The organism is Stackebrandtia nassauensis DSM 44728, assembly GCF_000024545.1.
GTDB classification, from domain to species: domain Bacteria; phylum Actinomycetota; class Actinomycetes; order Mycobacteriales; family Micromonosporaceae; genus Stackebrandtia; species Stackebrandtia nassauensis.
This window is the reverse complement of record NC_013947.1, coordinates 2,934,483-2,953,414: the sequence shown is the minus strand read 5'-3', so window position 1 is coordinate 2,953,414 and position 18,932 is coordinate 2,934,483. Positions and strand designations below refer to the sequence as shown.

The 18,932-nt window shown below is 67.6% G+C and carries 17 protein-coding genes; 9 read left to right on the top strand and 8 right to left on the bottom strand.

Annotated features, from left to right (window positions below; genetic code table 11):
* Positions 1 to 58 precede the first annotated feature (58 nt).
* A complete protein-coding gene (locus SNAS_RS32755) occupies positions 59 to 1,153 on the top strand; it encodes a peptidoglycan-binding domain-containing protein (RefSeq protein ID WP_013018051.1) in 1,095 nt (364 codons plus the stop codon).
* Between the two features lie 49 nt (positions 1,154 to 1,202).
* Here SNAS_RS32755 and SNAS_RS13810 read toward each other — a convergent pair whose 3' ends face one another.
* The gene (locus SNAS_RS13810) at positions 1,203 to 1,862 is read right to left on the bottom strand and encodes a phosphotransferase family protein (RefSeq protein WP_013018050.1); all 660 of its coding nucleotides are present in this window, start codon (positions 1,860 to 1,862) and stop codon (positions 1,203 to 1,205) included.
* A gap of 168 nt (positions 1,863 to 2,030) precedes the next feature.
* Here SNAS_RS13810 and ligD point away from each other — a divergent pair, with 168 nt between their 5' ends.
* A complete protein-coding gene (gene ligD, locus SNAS_RS13805) occupies positions 2,031 to 2,939 on the top strand; it encodes a non-homologous end-joining DNA ligase (RefSeq protein ID WP_013018049.1) in 909 nt (302 codons plus the stop codon).
* Positions 2,940 to 3,046: 107 nt separating this feature from the next.
* Here the strand turns inward: ligD and SNAS_RS13800 are convergent, their stop codons facing one another.
* Both SNAS_RS13800 and SNAS_RS13795 read right to left on the bottom strand, forming a co-directional pair.
* A complete protein-coding gene (locus SNAS_RS13800; protein ID WP_013018048.1) occupies positions 3,047 to 3,484 on the bottom strand; it encodes an SRPBCC family protein in 438 nt (145 codons plus the stop codon).
* Positions 3,485 to 3,593: 109 nt separating this feature from the next.
* On the bottom strand, positions 3,594 to 5,945 hold the full coding sequence (locus SNAS_RS13795) for a SpoIIE family protein phosphatase (RefSeq protein WP_013018047.1): 2,352 nt from the start codon (positions 5,943 to 5,945) through the stop codon (positions 3,594 to 3,596).
* A 336-nt stretch (positions 5,946 to 6,281) separates the two neighbouring features.
* Between SNAS_RS13795 and SNAS_RS13790 the strand changes: the two genes are divergently transcribed.
* Positions 6,282 to 7,085, top strand: coding sequence for a SigB/SigF/SigG family RNA polymerase sigma factor (locus SNAS_RS13790; protein ID WP_013018046.1), 804 nt, complete (start codon positions 6,282 to 6,284; stop codon positions 7,083 to 7,085).
* Positions 7,086 to 7,140: 55 nt separating this feature from the next.
* Positions 7,141 to 7,563, top strand: a complete 423-nt coding sequence (locus SNAS_RS13785) for a CBS domain-containing protein (RefSeq protein ID WP_013018045.1) — start codon at positions 7,141 to 7,143, stop codon at positions 7,561 to 7,563.
* Between the two features lie 118 nt (positions 7,564 to 7,681).
* Here SNAS_RS13785 and SNAS_RS13780 read toward each other — a convergent pair whose 3' ends face one another.
* The 3 genes from SNAS_RS13780 to SNAS_RS13770 are packed head-to-tail and all read right to left on the bottom strand — an operon-like array spanning position 7,682 to position 10,119.
* Complete coding sequence (locus SNAS_RS13780; protein WP_013018044.1) at positions 7,682 to 8,017, bottom strand: hypothetical protein; 336 nt, start codon at positions 8,015 to 8,017, stop codon at positions 7,682 to 7,684.
* 33 nt (positions 8,018 to 8,050) lie between these two features.
* Positions 8,051 to 9,844 carry a thiamine pyrophosphate-requiring protein gene (locus tag SNAS_RS13775; RefSeq protein ID WP_013018043.1) on the bottom strand — a complete coding sequence of 598 codons (1,794 nt, stop codon included), beginning with the start codon at positions 9,842 to 9,844 and terminating at the stop codon, positions 8,051 to 8,053.
* The gene (locus tag SNAS_RS13770) at positions 9,841 to 10,119 is read right to left on the bottom strand and encodes a hypothetical protein (protein WP_013018042.1); all 279 of its coding nucleotides are present in this window, start codon (positions 10,117 to 10,119) and stop codon (positions 9,841 to 9,843) included. Before SNAS_RS13770 ends, SNAS_RS13775 begins: the two co-directional genes overlap by 4 nt.
* Before the next feature lie 276 nt (positions 10,120 to 10,395).
* On the opposite strand from SNAS_RS13770, the gene SNAS_RS13765 reads away from it, so the two are divergent.
* Positions 10,396 to 10,866: a hemerythrin domain-containing protein gene (locus SNAS_RS13765; protein ID WP_013018041.1), complete on the top strand. Its 471-nt coding sequence runs from the start codon at positions 10,396 to 10,398 to the stop codon at positions 10,864 to 10,866.
* A 50-nt stretch (positions 10,867 to 10,916) separates the two neighbouring features.
* Here the strand turns inward: SNAS_RS13765 and SNAS_RS13760 are convergent, their stop codons facing one another.
* Entirely contained in the window at positions 10,917 to 11,474 is a 558-nt protein-coding gene (locus SNAS_RS13760) for a hemerythrin domain-containing protein (RefSeq protein ID WP_013018040.1), read from the bottom strand.
* A 164-nt stretch (positions 11,475 to 11,638) separates the two neighbouring features.
* Here SNAS_RS13760 and SNAS_RS13755 point away from each other — a divergent pair, with 164 nt between their 5' ends.
* From SNAS_RS13755 to SNAS_RS13740, 4 genes are all read left to right on the top strand, one after another.
* Positions 11,639 to 13,219, top strand: a complete 1,581-nt coding sequence (locus SNAS_RS13755) for an FMN-binding glutamate synthase family protein (protein ID WP_013018039.1) — start codon at positions 11,639 to 11,641, stop codon at positions 13,217 to 13,219.
* A gap of 16 nt (positions 13,220 to 13,235) precedes the next feature.
* Positions 13,236 to 14,966, top strand: a complete 1,731-nt coding sequence (locus SNAS_RS13750) for a thiamine pyrophosphate-dependent enzyme (RefSeq protein WP_013018038.1) — start codon at positions 13,236 to 13,238, stop codon at positions 14,964 to 14,966.
* Positions 14,967 to 15,005: 39 nt separating this feature from the next.
* A complete protein-coding gene (locus tag SNAS_RS13745; RefSeq protein ID WP_013018037.1) occupies positions 15,006 to 15,719 on the top strand; it encodes a VOC family protein in 714 nt (237 codons plus the stop codon).
* Between the two features lie 571 nt (positions 15,720 to 16,290).
* A complete protein-coding gene (locus SNAS_RS13740) occupies positions 16,291 to 17,379 on the top strand; it encodes a winged helix-turn-helix domain-containing protein (RefSeq protein WP_013018036.1) in 1,089 nt (362 codons plus the stop codon).
* 89 nt (positions 17,380 to 17,468) lie between these two features.
* Here SNAS_RS13740 and SNAS_RS13735 read toward each other — a convergent pair whose 3' ends face one another.
* Positions 17,469 to 18,932: an MFS transporter gene (locus tag SNAS_RS13735; RefSeq protein ID WP_013018035.1), complete on the bottom strand. Its 1,464-nt coding sequence runs from the start codon at positions 18,930 to 18,932 to the stop codon at positions 17,469 to 17,471.

Here is an 18,932-nt window from a genome sequence, read left to right as displayed (position 1 = left end):
CCATCACACCTGTCACCCGCGTGCGCGGTACTGACAGCTTTGTTAGCCTTCGGCGTTGATGACTGACAAATCCCCCAATACGAGACGATGGTTCACCCGGCGCCGAGGCGTGGTCCTGTCGACTGTGGCCGCCGCGGCGGCCGCGGCCGTCACGGTGACGTTGGTCGGCTCGGCGGGTGCCGAACCCCCCGAGGTCCCCGAGTTCACCACCCCGGTCGACGACTACCAGGCCGAGGACACCCAGACCACCTGCGATCCCACCCCGAAACCGGGTGTCGAGGACTTCCGTGACCTGATCCTGGAAAGCTACCCCGACACCTCCGACGCCGGAATCGGCCGCGACTGCGATCCCAAGAGCGTCAAGAAGATCGAGCACTACGAAGGCGACACCAGCGAGCACTACGAAGGCCGCGCCTGGGACTGGAAGGTCGACGCGGCCACCCAACGCGAACAGGCCGACGAGGTCTTCGACTGGCTGCTGAAGACCCGCGACGGCGAGGCCCACGCGCTGCTGCGTCGGCTCGGCGTCATGTACATCATCTTCGACAAGAAGATCCTCGGCGCGTACAACGTCGACGAGGGCTGGCGCGACTACAACGGGTCCAACCCGCACACCGACCACGTCCACTTCAGCTTCGGCTGGGACGGCGCGAACCAGGAAACCAGCTGGTGGACCGGTCGCGGCGAACCGACCTTCTGCGAAAAGGCCAATCTGGACTTCAAGAAATACCCGGCACTGAAGGACGGAGACTCCGGCGACGAGGTCACGGCGGCGCAATGCCTCCTGGACAAGTCCGGCCGCCCCACCACCGACGGCGACCCCAACGGCGAGTACGACAAGGCCACGGCCAAGTCGGTCAAACAGTTCCAGGCCGACATCGGCCTGAAAGAGACCGGCGAGATCGACTCCCACACCTGGACAGCACTCCTGGGACGCGGCAGCAACGTCCAGCTCCAGGAAGGCGAGGAGGGCCGCAACGTCAGCCGCTTGCAGCGAGCCTTGACGGCCGCTCTGGAAACAACCGTCCCCATTGACGGCAAGTTCACCGCCGAAACAACAGCGGCGGCGAAGAAGTACCAGGAGAAAGCGGGACTGGACGCTGACGGCATCGTCGGTGTGAACACCTGGCGCGCGTTGCGGGCCGGTACCTGACCCAATCCCCCAATGTGGGCACGGGCCGGTTCTCGGCTCGTGCCCACATTCACGCCTCCACAACGCGCTGTAGCAGTCGCTCGGCCTTGGCCCGCAGCGAAGCAACCCAGTCGACGCCCTCCCGCAACGCCCAAGCGGCGTTATTGACCGCGTTGTGGGCGTCGTACAGATCCATGAGCCGCCGATGGTCGTCCCAGTCGATACCGGTACGAGCCGCGTAGGCGGCGCGCAATCCCGGCAACAACCGAGGCACTCGTGCATCGTCCACCGGCCCGCCGGCCACGAACCGCGCGAAATCGTAGAACGGATCGCCGATGACGGCCGCTCCCCAGTCGGCGATCCCGGTGACCCGACCGGTGGTCGCATCCACGAACACCTCCCCGTCGCCGAGATCGCCGTGCACCAACGCACCGGGACGGTCGGCCAGCTCTACCGCGACGGCCGACAGCGCCGACTCCGCGAGTTCCAGCAGTCCACGGTCGGCAACCCGGGCGTCCAGCAACTGCCCGATGTCGACGGTGAGCCCCTGGCGCAGCCATTCCGCCCACGAGCCGAACGAGTCGTCCGACTCGTCGGTGACCGGCCCGAAACCCTTCCCCCTCACCGAATGCAGGTGAGCGAAGACTTCGGCGAGCTGGTCGAGCACCCTCGCGTCGCGTCCCACGTCCGCGCCCAGCTCTCGCCACGGGGTGCCGCTCAGCCGGGACATGAGGTACCAGCACGGGGCCACTGTATGCGGAACCCGCTACCTTGCGCTGTCGGGCGGGTTACCGTCGAGGCGGTAGGGGGCGTTTGACGGGCGTGGGGGCTGGGTAAAAACGCATGTCAGGGGCGCGGTGCGCCTCGCTGTGGAGGCCCGAGTTGGAAGGGGCGGACAATGGCACGTGAGCACAGGACGATCACCGTGGACGGTTACGACATCGAGGTGACCAATCCCGAAAAGGTGATGTATCCCGACAGTCGGTTCACCAAACAGGACGTCGTCGACTATTACCTGAAGGTCGCCTCGGTTTTGTTGCCGCACATCAGGAATCGGCCGTTGACGCGGATCCGGTTCCCCGATGGGACCGGGGGTGAGTCGTTCTTCGAGAAGAACGCTCAGAAGTACACGCCGAGTTGGATTCGGACCGAGACGGTTGCCACGCCGGGTTCGACGAAGGGGCGGGCTTCGGTTGACTACATCGTGGCCGAGAAGCCCGCGACGTTGGCTTGGCTCGCGAATCAGGCCGCGTTGGAGTTGCATGTTCCGCAGTGGCGGTTCGACGGGCATGAGGCGAGTGATCGGCCCGATCGGTTGGTTGCCGATTTGGATCCGGGGAAGGGGGCTGGGTTGCGCGAGTGTGTGGAGGTGGCGCAGCTGTTGCGGGAGCGGTTTGAGGCCGACGGGTTGACCGTGTACGTGAAGGCGTCGGGGAAGAGTGGGGTGCACCTGTGCTGTCCCATCGCGGGCAGTCAGGGCGATGACGTGGTGTCGGGGTACGCCAAGGCGGTGGCCAATGATCTGGCGGCTGAGAAGCCGAAGTTGGTGACCGCGAAGATGGCCAAGGCCGAGCGTGAGGGGCGGGTGTTCATCGACTGGAGCCAGAACAACGCCGCGAAGACGACGGTCGCCCCGTATTCGTTGCGCAATCGGGCCGAGGCTACGGTTTCGGCGCCGTTGACGTGGGAGGAGCTGGACTCCGACAAGCTGACGCCGCCCGGGCCCGACGAGGTGCTGGAGCGGGTGGCCGAGCAGGGTGACCTGTGGGCCGACGTGTTGAAGAAGGGGCCGAAGGTGCCCGGCTAGTGACGCGAAGAGAGACGGTGTGGTGCCGCCCCAAACCGCACCACACCGTCTTTTCCATCCCCCTTACCCGGAAAGGCAAGTCGATGGGATTCTCCGGTTCTCGTCCGTCAATGGCGTTCGCCATGCGGGTTGGCCGGATCCTCCATGTAGTTCTTGAAGCTCGCCAGATCCTTCTTCAGCCGCAGGTTCAGTACGCCGAGCTTGTCGGCGGCGCTTTCCACGAAGCCCTCGGGATCGACGTCGAGCTGAGCAGTGACTCTGGTGGAACTCTCGTTGATGGGGGCGAATTCGACGCTGCCGGAGTGTCGCGGACCCTCCACTGAGGTCCATGCGACTCGCCGGTCGGTTTCCGCCGTCAGCACCTTGGCGTCGAACTCTCGTGTCACACCACCGATGTCGATGACCCAGTGAGTCAACCCGTTGGGGCCGAGGTCAACCCGGCTCACACCGGACATGAACTTGGGCAGTTCGTCGAACTTCGACCACTGCCCGTAGGCGTCGGAGGCGGGAACGTTGACGGTGATGCTTTCGACGATATTGCTCATCAGGTACCTCCCTAACCTGGTCGCCCGCCCTTGGGTGGCGACCGTTTCGTCAAGGGGGTTACCCGGCGTCCGGGCATGCGAAACCCTCACCCGGCAAGGTTTTGCCGCGTCACGACTCCCGACGCACCAGCAGCAGGCTGGCCTCGGCTTCCGCGACTCGCGGCTCGGCGTCGCTGACCTTCTCGAAGGCCAGTTCGGCCGAGGCCGCGGCGGCCGCCTCGCGCAGCGCCTCGAACATCCGGGGGCCGCCGTTGCCCGGGCCCATGAGGAGGCCCTCGGTGTACAGCAGCAGCTGGTCACCGGGTTCCATCTCGGCCTGGTTGAGCGGGAACTCCAGTGGACTGTCGGCACCGATGGGCAGGCCCAGGGAGCCCGTGGCCTGGTTGCGTGACTTGGACGCCAACGACAGCACCGGGCTGGCCTGGCCGGAGGTCGCCCAGGTGAGGGCGCCCGTGGCCGGGTCGAGGCTGGCCAGGGTCATGGTCGCGGTGCGGTCGGGGACGGTCGCGATGAAGGCCGTGTTGGCCGCGCTCATCGCCTCGGCGGGGTTCATTCCGGCCAGGGCGAAGGCCGCTGTGGACAGCCGCAGTCGCAGCATCGGCGCGGTCGGCTGGTCGCCGTGCACTTCGCCGACGATCAGGGCGACTCTGCCGGTGGGGAGGTCCACGGCGTCGTACCAGCTGCGCGCGGACTGCGCGCCGCAGCCCAGCGAGTGCCCGGAGATCTCGACGCCGGCGGTACCACCGCGCAGTCGCAGCGGTGTCAGCAGCGGTTCGAGGGCGGTGCGCAGGTTGTCGCGTTCGCCGCGGGCGGCGGCCACCGACATCCGTTCGCGGCGCAGCTGGTCGCCCAGCCTGCGGTCGGTGGTGATCTCGCGGACGGCGCCGCGCACGATCTTCAGCTCGCCGCTGGGTGTCAGTTCGGGGGTGGCCACCACGCGGAACACCCGGCCGTCGAGGTCGCCGTGGCCGCGCAGTTCCTTGCGCAGTTCCCGCCCGGCCTTCAGCGTCTCCATCGCCTCTTTGACCAGGGATTCCTGGTCCCGGGGGTGGATCAGCGACACGATGGTGTCGACCGGCGGGGTGCCCTTCTCCGGGTCGAGGCCCGCCAGCCGGTACATCCCCGGGGTCCAGCGGATCTCGCCGTTGTCGAGGTCCCAGTAGAACCCGCCGGTGCCGAAGGTCTTCTCCGAGTTCAGCAGTGAACCGAAGTGCCGGGCCGGTTCGGATTCCACCCGCCAGGTGACGAGCAGTTTCTCCCACACCCGGGTGCCGCGGATGTCGGCGTTGAACATCCGGGGGTGTCCGTCCCTCATGGTGGTGATCTTGATGTCGCGCAGCATGCACGGCTGGCCGCCCCGCAGGGTGGCGGCGAAGGCGGGCAGCAGTTGCCGGGCGCCCGAGTCGGGCAGCGCGGTCATCAGGCTCATCGGACGGCCGTTGGGCCTGGTGGTCACCGGCGCGGCGGCGGAGTTGCTGTACACCGGATCGAAGTCCAGCAGCTGGTTGTTCTCGCCGTAGCGCGGTTGCAGCAGGACGGCCGGGAAGCTCAGCGCCTCCAGGAACAACGAGACCAGGCTGGTGTCCACGGCGTCGTCGCTTATGGAGGTGTTGGTGAACGCCTCCGACCGGGCGGACAGCGCGTGGCACTGCCGGGCCGCCGGTTCGGCCAGCCACAGCAGGTGCGAGCGGGTGTGTTTGTCCATGGTGGGCGAGGTGGCCCAGGTGAGTTCCAGGACGCCGACCACTTCGTCGCCGTTCATCAGCGGCATCGCCACCAGCGCCTCGTGTGGACGGTCGGCGACGACGGGGAACTGTCGCGACACCGCCTCCAGGTCGGCCAGGTAGACCGGGGCCCGGTTCTGGACCGCCGCGACGACGGGCACGTTCTCGATGGGCGGGACCCGGTCCCACTGGCTGCGGGTGGTGGGCGACAGTCCGGCCGAGCCCACGAGGCGCAGCGCGCCGTCCCCCTCCACCAGCAGCAGGATGACGTTGGCGGGCGCGGGCCAGCCGGAGGTGGCCACCGACAGCGACTCGGCGATCTCGTCGAAGTTGGTGGCGGCCTCGATGCGGCCACCGATCAGGCTCACCTCGGAGCGCAGCGCGTTGGGGTCGATGGGCGGGGAGTCCGCCTCGGGCGCGTCCATCACGTCCGGGACCGGGGGCGCGGTGTCGACGGCGATCTCGGTGGGCTCGTCCGGTTCGGGCTGCCGTCCGGCCACCACGGCCGCCGCCAGTTCGGCGACCTTGACGTTGTTGCGCGTGGACATCTCGATCATGTGCCGAAACGCCTGTTCGGGATCGAGGGAGAGCCGTTCGGCGAGCATCCCCTTCGCCTGTTCGATGACCGCACGGTTGCGCATGGCCTCACGCAGGCCATCCCTTTCGGAACGCAGCTTCACGACGGTCTGCGCCAGCGCTTCGAGGGAGTCGGGCACGCCGGACTCGGATTTCGCCATGCACTCACAACAGCAGATTCGGGGACGTTTGTCCACACAAACACCATTGAATCCATTTTGGATCTTTCTTGAACTGCTGTCCCGCAGGATAATTCGGGATTCCCTTAATAAATCGCCCCTCTTTGACACAACGGGGCGAATGGGCGTATCGTGACCATCACGACCGGCATACAGCCAGTTCTGAGGGTCAAGCAACGGCCCCTGGCTCACAGGTCGATCTCATAACGCGAACTGGCGTCGTGAAGGTGCTCAAGCAACGGGCACAGATGGCGAACAACTTCCCGTCGGTAGCGCACATCAGCGCGGTGACCGGCGTCAACCGTGGAAGTGATAACCATGCGCAATGCGACACTTTCCAGAACCCGTACCCAACCGACCCCCGCCCGGCGTGAGGACCTGGATCCCCAGGTCAAACCCGTCCTGGAGCGGATGGAACGACTCAAGAAAACCGATCCCCGCCGCCGTGCGCTGCGCAACACCGTGGTGCAACGCGCGCTGCCGCTGGCCGACCGGCTCGCCCGCCGCTTCGAGCACCGCGGGCAACCGCTGGAGGATCTGACCCAGGTAGCCCGACTGGGTCTGATCAACGCGGTCGACAACTTCAAGTGCGGACGGGGTGGTGGCTTCACCCACTTCGCCGTACCCAGCATCCTCGGCGAACTCAAACGCCACTTCCGTGACAAGGGCTGGCTGGTGCGGGTACCGCGCCGCCTGCAGGAGACCCGGTTGGCGTTCAACGAGGCGTCCAAGGATCTGTCCCAGCGGCTCGGCCGCAGTCCCACACTGGAGGACTACGCCGAGTACCTGTCGATGCCGGTGGAGCAGGTCCGCGCCGGCATCAACTGCGTCGGCGCCTACGAGGGCGTGTCGCTGCACACACCGGCGCACCGCGAGTCGTCGGAGGAACTGATCGACTCGCTCGGTGGCAGTGACCCGGCCATGGCCTCGGCCGAGGCCCGGATGCTGCTGCGCCCGGCCATCAAGGAACTGACGCCCCGCGAGTGCCGGATCCTGTCACTGCGGTTCGTCGACGACCTGCACCAGTCGGAGATCGCCCGCGAGGTCGGCCTTTCCCAGATGCACGTCTCACGGCTGCTGCGGCAGACGCTGACGAAGCTGCGGGAACGGCTGGACGCATGAATTTCGTCCGGCTGGGTACTCCACAGCCAGAGTCGACTCAAGGAGGGTAATCACCATGGGTGCGCAAATCTCCAGCGTCATGACACCCAATCCGGTATGCGTCCCACAGGACGCGTCGGTCTCGGCCACGGCCGCGATCATGCGCGACAACGACATCGGTTCGGTCATCATCATGAACGACGGCCGGGTGTCGGGAATCGTCACCGACCGCGATCTCGTGGTGCGGGGCCTGGCCGAGGGTTTCAACCCGCAGGAGGCACCGGTCGGGGCTGTGGCTTCGCCGTCGGCGATCTGCCTGGCGCCCGACTCCTCGACCGCTGACGCTGTTCGCCAGATGCGCGAGAGCAGCGTCCGGAGGCTGCCGGTGTGTGACTCGGCCGGTCATCCGGTCGGCATCGTCAGCCTGGGAGACCTGGCCGAGGAACTCGATCCGGAATCGGCGCTGGCCGACATCAGCGCGGCGACGCCGAACATCTGACATTTCTCGGTGGCCAGCCGTCGTCGCCTGGCTGGCCACCCCTCAGCTCATTTCTCCCACCCACACGCGGGTGTCCCAGCTAGAACTAGCTGGGACACCCGTTTTACGCGTCGGTCGGTCAGGACCGGCCGACGGCTCGTTGCAGCTGGGCCTTGTTCATGGTGGAACGGCCCCTGATGTTCTTGCGCCGCGCCTCCTGGTACAGCTGGTCCAGGGTGGGGCCGCCCGGCCCCTGCCGGTTGCCGGAGCGTTTGCCGCCGCGGTGCTGCGGCGAGACGTCCTCGCGTGACAGCTTGCTGGACTTCTTCGCCTCACCCGACTGGGCGCGGTTCTTGTTGACCGTGCGGGCCGCGATCTCCTCGGCACGGTCTTCGCTGGCTCCCCGCTTCTTCTGCGAGGACTTGATCTTCTCGTACTGGCGTTCTCGTTTGGCGCTCCACTGTTGCTGTGGCATCTCGCCTCCCTTCCCGGAGACGGCCGGCCGCCGCTAGTCGCGGCGACGCGTCGCCATCTCCTTCATCTTCGTCATCACGCCTTCCTTCAGGACCTCCCAGGCGTTGTCATCGCCCTTCAGCAGGGCCGCCGTGGTCGACTTGATCTGCTCGAAGCTGGCCGCGGGCGGGATCGGCGGCACGTTCGGATCACAGTGGACGTCCATCACGACGGGCTGTTCGGCGGCGACCGCCGCGTCCCAGGCGCCGGGGATGTCCTCGGGGGAACCGACTTCCAGTCCGACCATGCCGATGTCGTGGGCGAACCTGGCGTAGTTCAGCTGCGGCAGCGTCTGCGACTCGGGGAACATCGGGGAGCCCGCCATGGCGCGCATCTCCCAGCTGACCTGGTTGAGTTCGCCGTTGTTGAGGACGACGACCACGAAGTGCGGGTTGTCCCACTCGCGCCAGTACCGTCCCACCGTCAGCAGTTCGGCCAGGCCGTTCATCTGCATCGCGCCGTCGCCGACGAAACACCACACCGGACGTTCGGGGAAGGCGGCCTTGGCCCCGATCCCGTAGGGCACACCGCATCCCATGCTGGCCAGCGTTCCCGACAGCGAACCGCGGGTGTGCTCGCCGAACTTCAGGTGCCGGGCGTACCAGGTGGCCGCCGAACCGGAGTCGCAGGTGACGATCGCGTCGTCGGGCAGCCGTTTGGACGCCTCCACGAAGGTCCGCATCGGGTTGGTGGGTTTGGCGCTGACCGTCGACTGTTGTTCGATCACGTTCCACCACTGTGCGACGTTGGCTTCGATCTTGTCGCGCCAGGAACGGTTGCGGTTGTTCTCCAGCAACGGGATCAGCAGCCGCAGCGTCGCCTTGGCGTCGCCGACGAGGTTGACCTCGAAGGGGTAGCGCATGCCGATCATACCGCCGTCGATGTCGATCTGGACGCCGCGCGCCTGCTCGATGCCGGGCAGGAACTTCGCATACGGGAAGCTGGTCCCGACGGCCAGCAGCGTGTCGCAGTCGCGGATCATCTCGTAGCTGGGCCGGGTGCCCAGCAGACCCGTCGCACCGGTCACAAAGGGCAGTGTGTCGGGCAGGACGTCCTTGCCCAGCAACGCTTTGGCGACGCCCGCACCGGTCAGCTCGGCCACCTGCGCGACCTCGGGCGCGGCGTCCCTGGCTCCCTGACCGACCAGGATGGCCACCTTGTGACCCGCGTTGAGGACCTCGGCGGCCCGGCCCAGCGCGTCGGTGTCGGGTACGGCGACCGGCCGTTCGATACCCACACTGGACGGCGAGGGGCGGAAGGTCTCGTTGGGACCGGGGAACCGCAGCTCCTGCACGTCCTGCGGAATGATCACGGCGGTGGGCGCGCACCGGGTGACGGCGGTGCGGATCGCCCGGTCGAGGACGTTGGGAAGCTGCTCGGGGACCGTCACGGTGTGGACGTAGGCTCCGGCGACGTCCTTGAACAGGTTCGGCAGGTCGATCTCCTGCTGGTAGGTGCCGCCCATGGCACCCCGCTCGGTCTGGCCGATGATCGCCACCACGGGGACGTGGTCCATCTTGGCGTCATACAGTCCATTCAGGAGGTGGATCGCGCCGGGCCCGGAGGTCGACGCGCACACGCCCACCCGTCCGGAGAACTTGGCGTACCCGACGGCGGCGAACGCGGCCATCTCCTCGTGCCGAGCCTGTACGAACCGGGGGGCGTTCTTGGTGTCCCGCTGCCAGGCGGCCAGCAGTCCGTTGATGCCCTCCCCCGGGTAGCCGAACACGGTGTCGACCTCCCATTCGCGCAGTCGGGCGAGGATGTGGTCGGCGACGGTGAACGTCATGTCTGGGTGCCCTTCCTGGTTGGATTGTCACGGTTTCGCACGCGGTACCGGTGCCACTGCAACCCCGTGTCGGCCACGGCCCACACGCCGATGACCAGCACCACCACGGCCAGCCAGCCCGGCCCCCAACCGGTCGCCCACAGGACCGCGGCCAGCGTCAGACACGCCAGCGCGCCACTCGCGGCGGTGACGGCCTTCAACCGGGGCGACACCGGCAGCGCGGTGCGCGCCTCGCGGCCGTCACGGCCGTGCCGGGAATGAATCTCGTCGAACACGGTCGCCTCCTGGCATCAACAGCGCCAGTGTCCACACGTAGCCCATGTTGGACTCACGGTGCTGTCTCCACGCCGTCCGCCACCGTCGGTACGGGTGCTTGCCCCGACGCGTGGGGGGCGGTGTGCTCTGCTCGTTTTCGCCTGTCATACCCGATTCGGTACCCGATCCCCGACGCGCCCAAACCCGACTGGTTAGCGGATTCGGGTTCCGGGTAACGCTGCTAACAGTGCGGCGGAAATCGAGCTAAGTCCGAAACCTCGCATACAGGAGGCGCCATGAACGCCGTAGCCGCCATAACCCATGACCACGACGACATCCGCGACCTCATCGACCGGATCGGCCAGGACGAACAGGACGCCGAGTTCCTCATCTCGCAGCTGAGACTGAGGTTGGCGGCTCACGACGCCGCCACCGAGACGCAGGTCTACCGGGAACTTCTGCGTGAGTCCCCCGCGTGCTCCGAGCTCGTCGGTACCCGTACCGTCCAGCATCGGGAGCTGGAGGCCAAGTTGGACAATGTGGAGCGGGATCTGGGGACCGCGGACTTCTCGCGTTCGCTGACCATGTTCAGCCACAAGGTCGCCAGCGAGATGGAGAGCGAGGAGTCCACTGTGCTGCCCGTGTTGCGGCAGGTGTTCACCTCGGAGTGGCTGGACGAGGTGGGCCGCCGCTACGAGCTTCGCTGGCTGGCCGAGATGGACGCCCGGATCCGGCAGCGCGACGCGGCGCAGGAACCCACCGCGTAAACGAGAGCGAGCGGTCCGGGTGGACCGCTCGCTGTGGGGGTTGGGTGGGCTTAGGTGCGGGTCAGGTGGTCGCGCAACCGGTTGACGTATCCGGCTCCGGTGTCGACAAGGTGGTCGGCCGAGGGCTGGTCGGTCGCGTCGGGGTGTGGCACTGTCGAGGCGGTTTCCTTGGACCGCAACATCTTCAGGCCGAGTTCGCGCAGCTGCGAGTCCTCACCGGCACGGTCCAGTTTGGGCAGCAGCACCCGCTCCTCCTCGCCGACGTGGTGGCGGATGATGCGGATCAGGTTCTCCAGGTGCGGGAGGAAGCGGGGGTCGGCGACGTCGAGACGTTCCAGGTTCCGCATCACCGCTTCGGCTTCGACATGTTCGGCCAGTTCGCGGTCGACGGCCTCGTCTCCGTCCACCAGCAGCTCTCGCGCCAACGGGTACAGGTAGCGTTCTTCAGCGGTGGCGTGCCGCACCAGTTCGCCGATGACGTGCTCCAGCAGCCGCTGCCGCCGTGGATGCGGGGTGGCGGGGTTCAGCAGTTCCTTGAAGACGCCTTCGATGTGGCGGTGGTCGGCTATGACAACGCTGATCAGGTTCGTATCGGTCTTGGTGACCATCGGGCCCTCCTGGCCATGGAAACGACTTTCCGTTGAGGTATTCACGCTTTCGCCGATCCGCTTCAGCGATTACCCCGAGGTGGGGCGGCTAAACCACGGTGATCACGGTGGCGCGATGTCGGGAATGCCGATCTTGGCCGGTTTTGTTCCGATATGGTCCCGCCATGGTCCGGTTCACCACGCCGGTGCTGGCGGTGCTGCTGGCCGCCGTGGCCCTGGCGCTGTCGATCGCCGTCTCGGCTTGGTGGCTGCTCGCGGCGCTGCCGCTGGCGGCGGTCGCCGCCGTCGGCGTCCTCGACGTGGTGCAGGTGCGGCACTCGATCCTGCGCAACTACCCGGTGCTGGGGCATTTCCGGTTCCTGCTGGAGGCGCTGCGGCCGGAGTTGCAGCAGTACTTCATCGAGCGCAACACCGACGGCCGTCCCTTCGACCGGGATGCCCGGTCACTGGTGTACGAACGCGCCAAGGGCGACAACCAGGAGAAGGCCTTCGGCACCGAGCTGGACGTCTACGCCGTCGGGCAGGAGTTCCTGGCGCATTCGATCGCGCCGGTGTCGCCGCCGGACGAGCCGCACCGGGTCACCGTCGGCGGCCCGCAGTGCGCGAAGCCGTACCGGATGGCGCTGCTGAACGTCTCGGCGATGAGTTTCGGCGCGCTGTCGGCCAACGCGATCCTGGCGCTCAACGCCGGGGCGAAGCTGGGCGGGTTCGCGCACGACACCGGGGAGGGCGGCCTGAGCGGGTACCACCTGCGGCCCGGCGGGGATCTGGTGTGGGAGATCGGTTCGGGCTATTTCGGGTGCCGCACCGCCGCCGGTGGTTTCGATCCGGGTCTGTTCACCGACAAGGCGGGCGATCCCCGGGTCAAGTGCGTGTCGGTGAAACTGTCGCAGGGCGCCAAACCCGGTATCGGCGGGGTGATGCCCGCCGCGAAGATGACCCCCGAGATCGCCGCCGCCCGTGGAGTTCCGGCGCACGAGAAATGCGTGTCGCCGCCGGGGCACTCGGCCTTCGCCGGGCCGGTGGGACTGCTGGAGTTCGTGGCCCGGCTGCGGGAGGCCAGCGGCGGCAAACCCACCGGTTTCAAACTGTGCGTCGGGCGCCCCGCGGAGTTCCTGTCGGTGTGCAAGGCCATGCTGTCCACCGGCATCAAACCCGATTTCATCATTGTGGACGGCAGCGAGGGCGGCACCGGGGCCGCGCCGCTGGAGTTCGAGGACCACATGGGAATGCCGTTGACCGACGGCCTCATGTTCGTCCACCAGGCACTTGTGGGCTGCGGGCTGCGCGACGACATCCGGGTGGCGGCCAGCGGCAAGATCGCCTCGGGTGCCGACATCGTCAAGCGGCTCATCCAGGGCGCTGACTACACCAACGCCGCCCGGGCCATGATGATGGCGCTGGGCTGTATCCAGGCGCAACGCTGCCACACCAACACCTGCCCGGTCGGAGTGACCACACAGGACCCCCGACGCTACCGGGCACTCGTCGTCGACGACAAGGCCCAACGCGTGTACCGGTTCCAGCGCGAGACGGTCAAGAGCGCCAACGCCCTGATCGCCGCCATGGGTCTGACCTCGCCGGAACAGTTGCGGGCTGAGGATCTGGTGCGCCGCACCGACGACCAGACACTGCGGCGCTTCGACGAGTCCGGGCACCGACTCCACGACGGTGAACTCCTCTACGAACCACCGCGCTGGTGGGCGCACTACTGGCAGCAGGCTTCGGCCGACCGATACGGATAGGACTGGAGGAGACGGCATGGCGAAGACGGTCAGCGAGACCCTTGTGGACGGGTTGGTCGGCTGCGGGATTACGCACGTGTACGGCGTCGTCGGGGACGCGCTCAACAGCGTCACCGACGCGATCCGGCGCACCGACGGCATCGACTGGATCGCCACCCGGCACGAGGAGGTCGCCGCGTTCGCCGCCGGAGCCGCCGCCCAACTCACCGGACGACTCGGCGTGTGCGCGGGAACCGTCGGTCCCGGCGCGATCCACCTGCTCAACGGCCTGTACGACGCGGCCAAGAGCCACGCCCCGGTACTGGCGATCACCGGCCAGGTACCGCTTCCGGAACTGGGCTCGAACTACTTCCAGGAGGTCGACAACGACCACCTGTTCCGGGACGTGTCGGTGTTCAACCGGACCATCACCTCCCCCGGCCAGGTACCGCAACTGATCGAGCAGGCCATCGAGGCGGCGGTGTCCCGACGCGGCGTCGCGGTGCTGAGCCTGCCCGGCGACGTTGGGCCGCAACAGGTGTCGGGGAAACCGAAGGTGCGGGTGTTCAACGAACCCGCCGCGTCTGTGCCGTCCGACAAGCTGCTGGACCAAGCCGCGAAACTCATCAACGGCCGCGACCGGGTCACGATCCTCGCCGGAGCCGGTGCCAGCGGCGCCCGCGACGCCGTCCTCGGCCTGGCCGGATCGCTGGCCGCACCCATCGTGGTCACCCTCAAGGGCAAGGAGACCTTCGACTGGGACAACCCGTACCAGGTCGGGCAGACCGGCCTGATCGGCAACCCGGCGGCGGTGGCGGCGCTGGAGGACTGCGAACTACTGCTCATGATCGGCACCGACTTCCCCTACCGGGACTGGTATCCCGAAGGACCCACAGTGGTCCAGATCGACGCGGTCTCCGAGCACATCGGACGACGCACCCGGGTGGACCTGGGGCTGGTCGGCGACGCCGCGCTTACCGTCGAAGCACTCGCGCCGCGACTGCGCGGCAACGAATCCCGGCGCCACCTGGACAAGGCGGTGAAAGCGTTCCGCAAATGGCACGTCGGCCAGGAACGCCTCGCCGCCCCCGACCACGACCGCGAACCGGTCGGCGAACTGCGCTCCCTGGTGGACAACCCGGACCACCACATCCGCCCCGAATCGGTGGCGCTGGCGGTCAACGAACTCGCGGACGACACCGCGATCTTCACCGCCGACACCGGCATGTCGACGGTGTGGCTGTCGCGATTCGTCCAGTTCCGACAAGGCCAGCGGCTGTTGGGATCGTTCAATCTCGGCTCGATGGCCAACGCGATGCCGCAGGCCATCGGCGCGGCCACGGCCTTCCCGGACCGGCAGGTGATCGCGTTCTGCGGCGACGGCGGCCTCACCATGCTGCTGGGCGACATCCTCACGGCGGTGCGGTACCGGCTGCCGGTGAAGCTGATCGTGTTCGACAACCACCGCCTCGGCATGGTGAAGCTGGAGCAGGAGCAGGCCGGGCTGCCCGAGTTCGGGACGGTACTGCCCAACCCGGACCTGGCGGCCGTCGCGGAAGCCATGGGGGCCAAGGGAATCCGCGTCACCGAACCCGGCGAGCTACACAAGGGACTGGCCGAGGCGTTCGCCGCCGACGGGCCGGTCCTGGTGGACGTGCTCACCAACCCCGAGGAGGTCTCGGTGCCGGGAAAGGTGCTGCCGGGCCAGGCCTGGGGGTTCGCGATAGCGAAGGTCAAGGAGACGCTGCGGCCCCAAGCCCACGACTGAGTGGCCCCGGATGTCAGACCCGGCGGGCAGGATGGAGCCATGATCGGAAAACTTCAACTCGTCGCGCTCGACGCCGCCGACATCACCGGCCTGTCGCGGTTCTACCGGGACCTGGCGGGGTGGACCGAAGCCGAAGGCGAGGACGGCTGGATCGTGCTCGACACCCACGACGGCTGGCAGGTGGCGCTGCAAGAGGTGCCCGACCACAAGCCGCCGCAGTGGCCGGGCCAGGACCTGCCGCAACAGGCGCACCTGGACCTAAGGGTGCCGGATCTGGAGGCGGCGTTGGCTCGGGTTCTGGAGCTGGGCGGGACGCTGTTGCAGAAGAACGAAGCTTGGTACACCGTCGCCGACCCGGCGGGGCACCCCTTCGATCTGTGCCGGAACGACGAGGTCACGAAGCCGACGCTGATGGGCGTGATGCTGGACGTGCCTGACGCCAAGCAGCTGACCGCGTTCTACGCGGAGCTGTTGGGCAAGGCGGTGACGTTCGAGGCCGACGGCATGGGCATGATCGGCGCGGACGGCGAGCAGCCGGTGCTGTTCCAGCAGGTCGAGGGCTATACGGCTCCGCAGTGGCCCAACCCTGAGCACCCGCAGCAGGTTCACATGGACGTCGAGGTGGGCGACTTGGACGCGGCCGAGAAGGCCGTCCTGGGACTGGGAGCCACGAGGCTTGAGGGCGGGGGCGAGACGTTCCGCGTCTTCGCCGACCCGGCCGGGAAGCCGTTCTGCCTGGTGACCAGCAGCTAGCGACGCGACAGCCGATGCGCGACCCATGGGCCGCGCGGTGCTGCGGTAGCTGTCGCGCGGTGCGTGAGCTGCGGCTCGCACGGCACAGCCAGAGCTGATGCGCTAGCCAAGGGCCGTGCGGCACAGCCAGAGCCGGTGCGCGGTGCGCTAGCCAAGGGCCGTGCGGCACAGCCAAAACCGATGCGCAGGCCAAGGGCCGTGCGGCGTGCAGTAGCCGCCGCGCGGTGCGCGAGCCAAGGGCCGTGTGGCGCAGCCAGAACCGGTGCGCAGGCCAAGGGCCGTGCGGCACAGCCAAAACCGATGCGCGAGCCAAGGGCCGTGCGGCGTGCAGTAGCCGCCGCGCGGTGCGCGGGCCAAGGCTGGCGCTGGGGTGGCCGCGCGGTGCCGCAGCCTCAGACGGTGCGCGAGCCAAGGCTGGCGCAGCTCAGCTCAAGCCCACGGCTGCGCCAGCCAGCCAGCCAGCCAGCCAGCCAGCCAGCCAGCCAGCCAGCCAGCCAGCCAGCGGCGAGGGTAGCTGGGCTGCGGCGTGGAGCCAGGGCGGTGTCGCAGGTCGGGGCTAGTATCCGGCCTTATGACTCCACATCGGCTTGATCGCGTTGAGGCTCGGCGGATTGCGGTTCGTGCACAGCTGCTTGACGCGCCGCGTCCTACCGACCTTTTGGACGTGGCCCGGCAGCTGACGCTGTTGCAGGTCGACCCGACGGCGGCCATCGCGCCCAGTGCTGATCTCGTGGCGTGGAGCCGCCTCGGGTCGTCGTATCGTCCGGCGGATCTGACTCGGGCGCTCGAAGTCGAGCGGACCATGTTCGAGCACAACGCGATGCTGCGGCCCATGGAGGATCTGCGGCTCCACCTGGCGGACATGGCCGAGTACCCCGCGGATTGGGAGTTCGGTCGCAAGTGGTTGGACGACAACGAGTCGTTTCGTCGCGACATCCTGGAGCTGCTGAAGACCTCGGGTCCGTTGTTGTCGCGCGATATTCCCGACACCAGCAAGGTGTCGTGGCCGTCGTCGGGGTGGACCAACAACCGCAACGTCACCAAGATGCTGGAGATGCTGCTCAAGAGCGGCGAGGTCGCCATCACCGCTCGGCAAGGGCGGCAGCGGGTTTGGGATCTGCCCGAGCGGGTTTATCCGGCCGACGCGAAGGCGTTGTCGTTGGAGGAGTCGCATCGGTTGATGAACGAGCGTCGGGTGCGGAGCCTGGGGATCGTGCGGCCCAACGCTTTCGGGTCGCCGGGTGAGCAGCTCAGTGTCGCCGATTCCGGCGAGCCCGCCGTGGTGGAGGGGATCGAGGGTGAGTGGCGGGTCGATCCGGCCGCGATCGGTAAGCCGTTCAGCGGTCGAACGGCGTTGTTGTCGCCGTTCGACCGGCTGGTCCACGACCGGGACCGGGCGATGGAACTGTTCGACTTCGAGTACATCCTGGAGATGTACAAGCCGAAGGACAAGCGGCGGTGGGGGTATTTCGCGTTGCCGATCCTGCACGGCGATCGGCTGGTGGGCAAGCTCGACGCCAAGGCCGATCGCAAGGCCGGGAAGCTGGACGTGTTCGCGATTCACGAGGATGTTCCGTTCACCAAGGCGATCAGCAAGGGCGTGCGGGACGAGATACAGGATCTGGCGCAATGGCTGGGGCTTGATCCGGTGTGGACGTAATGCCGTGCTGGTGCCTCCTGCGGAGGCACCAGCACGGCTTTGGCTGGTCGGCTCGATCGTGGCCGCGGACCGGCTTTGGCGAACTGGACTCAGTCGGCGGTTCGCGTCTGCTTGGGTAGGCAGAACCCGACGGCGAACCCGACCAGCAGGATCAGTCCCGTCAAGCCGAGGGTGGTTCCCGAGGCGGTGACCGCGCTGTCCACGTCAGGGCCGTAGGTCGCGAAGAAGGCGGTGCCCAGCAGCGCGACTCCGAACGAGGCGCCCAGCTGTTGTACCGCCGTCAGGGTTCCCGACGCCGAGCCGATCTCGCGGGGTTCGACGCCTTCCATGACCGAGTCGAAGTAGCGGCCCATGAACAGTGCCGCTCCCACTCCGGACAGCATCAGGCCGGGGGCCAGGTGGTACCAGGTGAGGTCGGCGCCCGCGAGGGCCAGGGCGAGGATGATCGCGCCGATTCCGGCGGTCTTGATGAGCGCTCCGGCCATGAGGGTCTTGCGGCCGTACTTGGCCAGTGCCGGACCTGCCCCCATGGCCGCGCTCATGGCGACCGCGAACGGGACCATCGCGGCGGCGGCTTCCAGGGGTGTGTAGGCCAGGCCGAGTTGGAGGTGCAGGGTCATGACGAAGCCTAGGCCGGTCATGGCCGCGATCAGGAGGACACCCAGGACCAGGCCGCCGTTGAAGGCACGTTTGTGGAACAGGCTCGGCAGTACCAGCACGTCCCGGCCCCGGCGGTTGCGGCGGACCTGGTGGGCGCCGAAGACCGCGAACAGGACCACGGAGGCGGCGATCATGCCGAAAGACCAGGCGGGCCAGCCGGCTTCGTGGCCTTGGACCAGCGGGTAGACCATGGAGGTGCTGGCCAGGATCGCCAGTGTGGCGCCGGCGAGGTCGAGGCTCTTGACCGTCGCGGGTTCGTCGCGGGGCAGCAGCCGGAATGCCAGTGCGACGATCGCGATGCCGATGGGCAGGTTGATGAGGAACACCAGTCGCCAGCCCGAGTCGAACAGGTTGAGGCCGATGAGCCACCCGGCGAGGATGGGGCCGCCGATGGCCGACATTCCCATGATCGGTCCGGCCAGGCTGAACGCCTTCTGCGTTTCGCTGGGCGGGAACATCGCTTTGATGAGGCCGAACACCTGCGGGACCATCGCGGCCCCGAACAGGCCCTGGGCGACGCGGGAGCCGATGGCGAACTCGGGGTTCTGGCTCAGCGCCACCAGCAGCGAGGTGAGGGTGAAGCCGGTGGCTCCGAAGAGGAACATGCGTTTGCGGCCGAAGATGTCACCGAGCCGGGCGCCGATGAGGAGGCCGCCGACCATCGCGAGGGTGTATCCGGCGGTGAGCCATTGGATGAGCGACGGGCCGCCGCCGAGTTCGGCGCGCATGGTGGGTCCGGCGACGGAGGTGACGCTGGCGTCGAGGAGTTCCATGGCCATGCCGGACATGGCTACCGCGAGCGCGATCCAGCGCCACCGGTAGGGGGCGGGTGTCGAGGTGGGGGCCGGTTGGGTGGAAGCGGTGGTTTCTGGGGTGGCTTCGATGATGGCCAT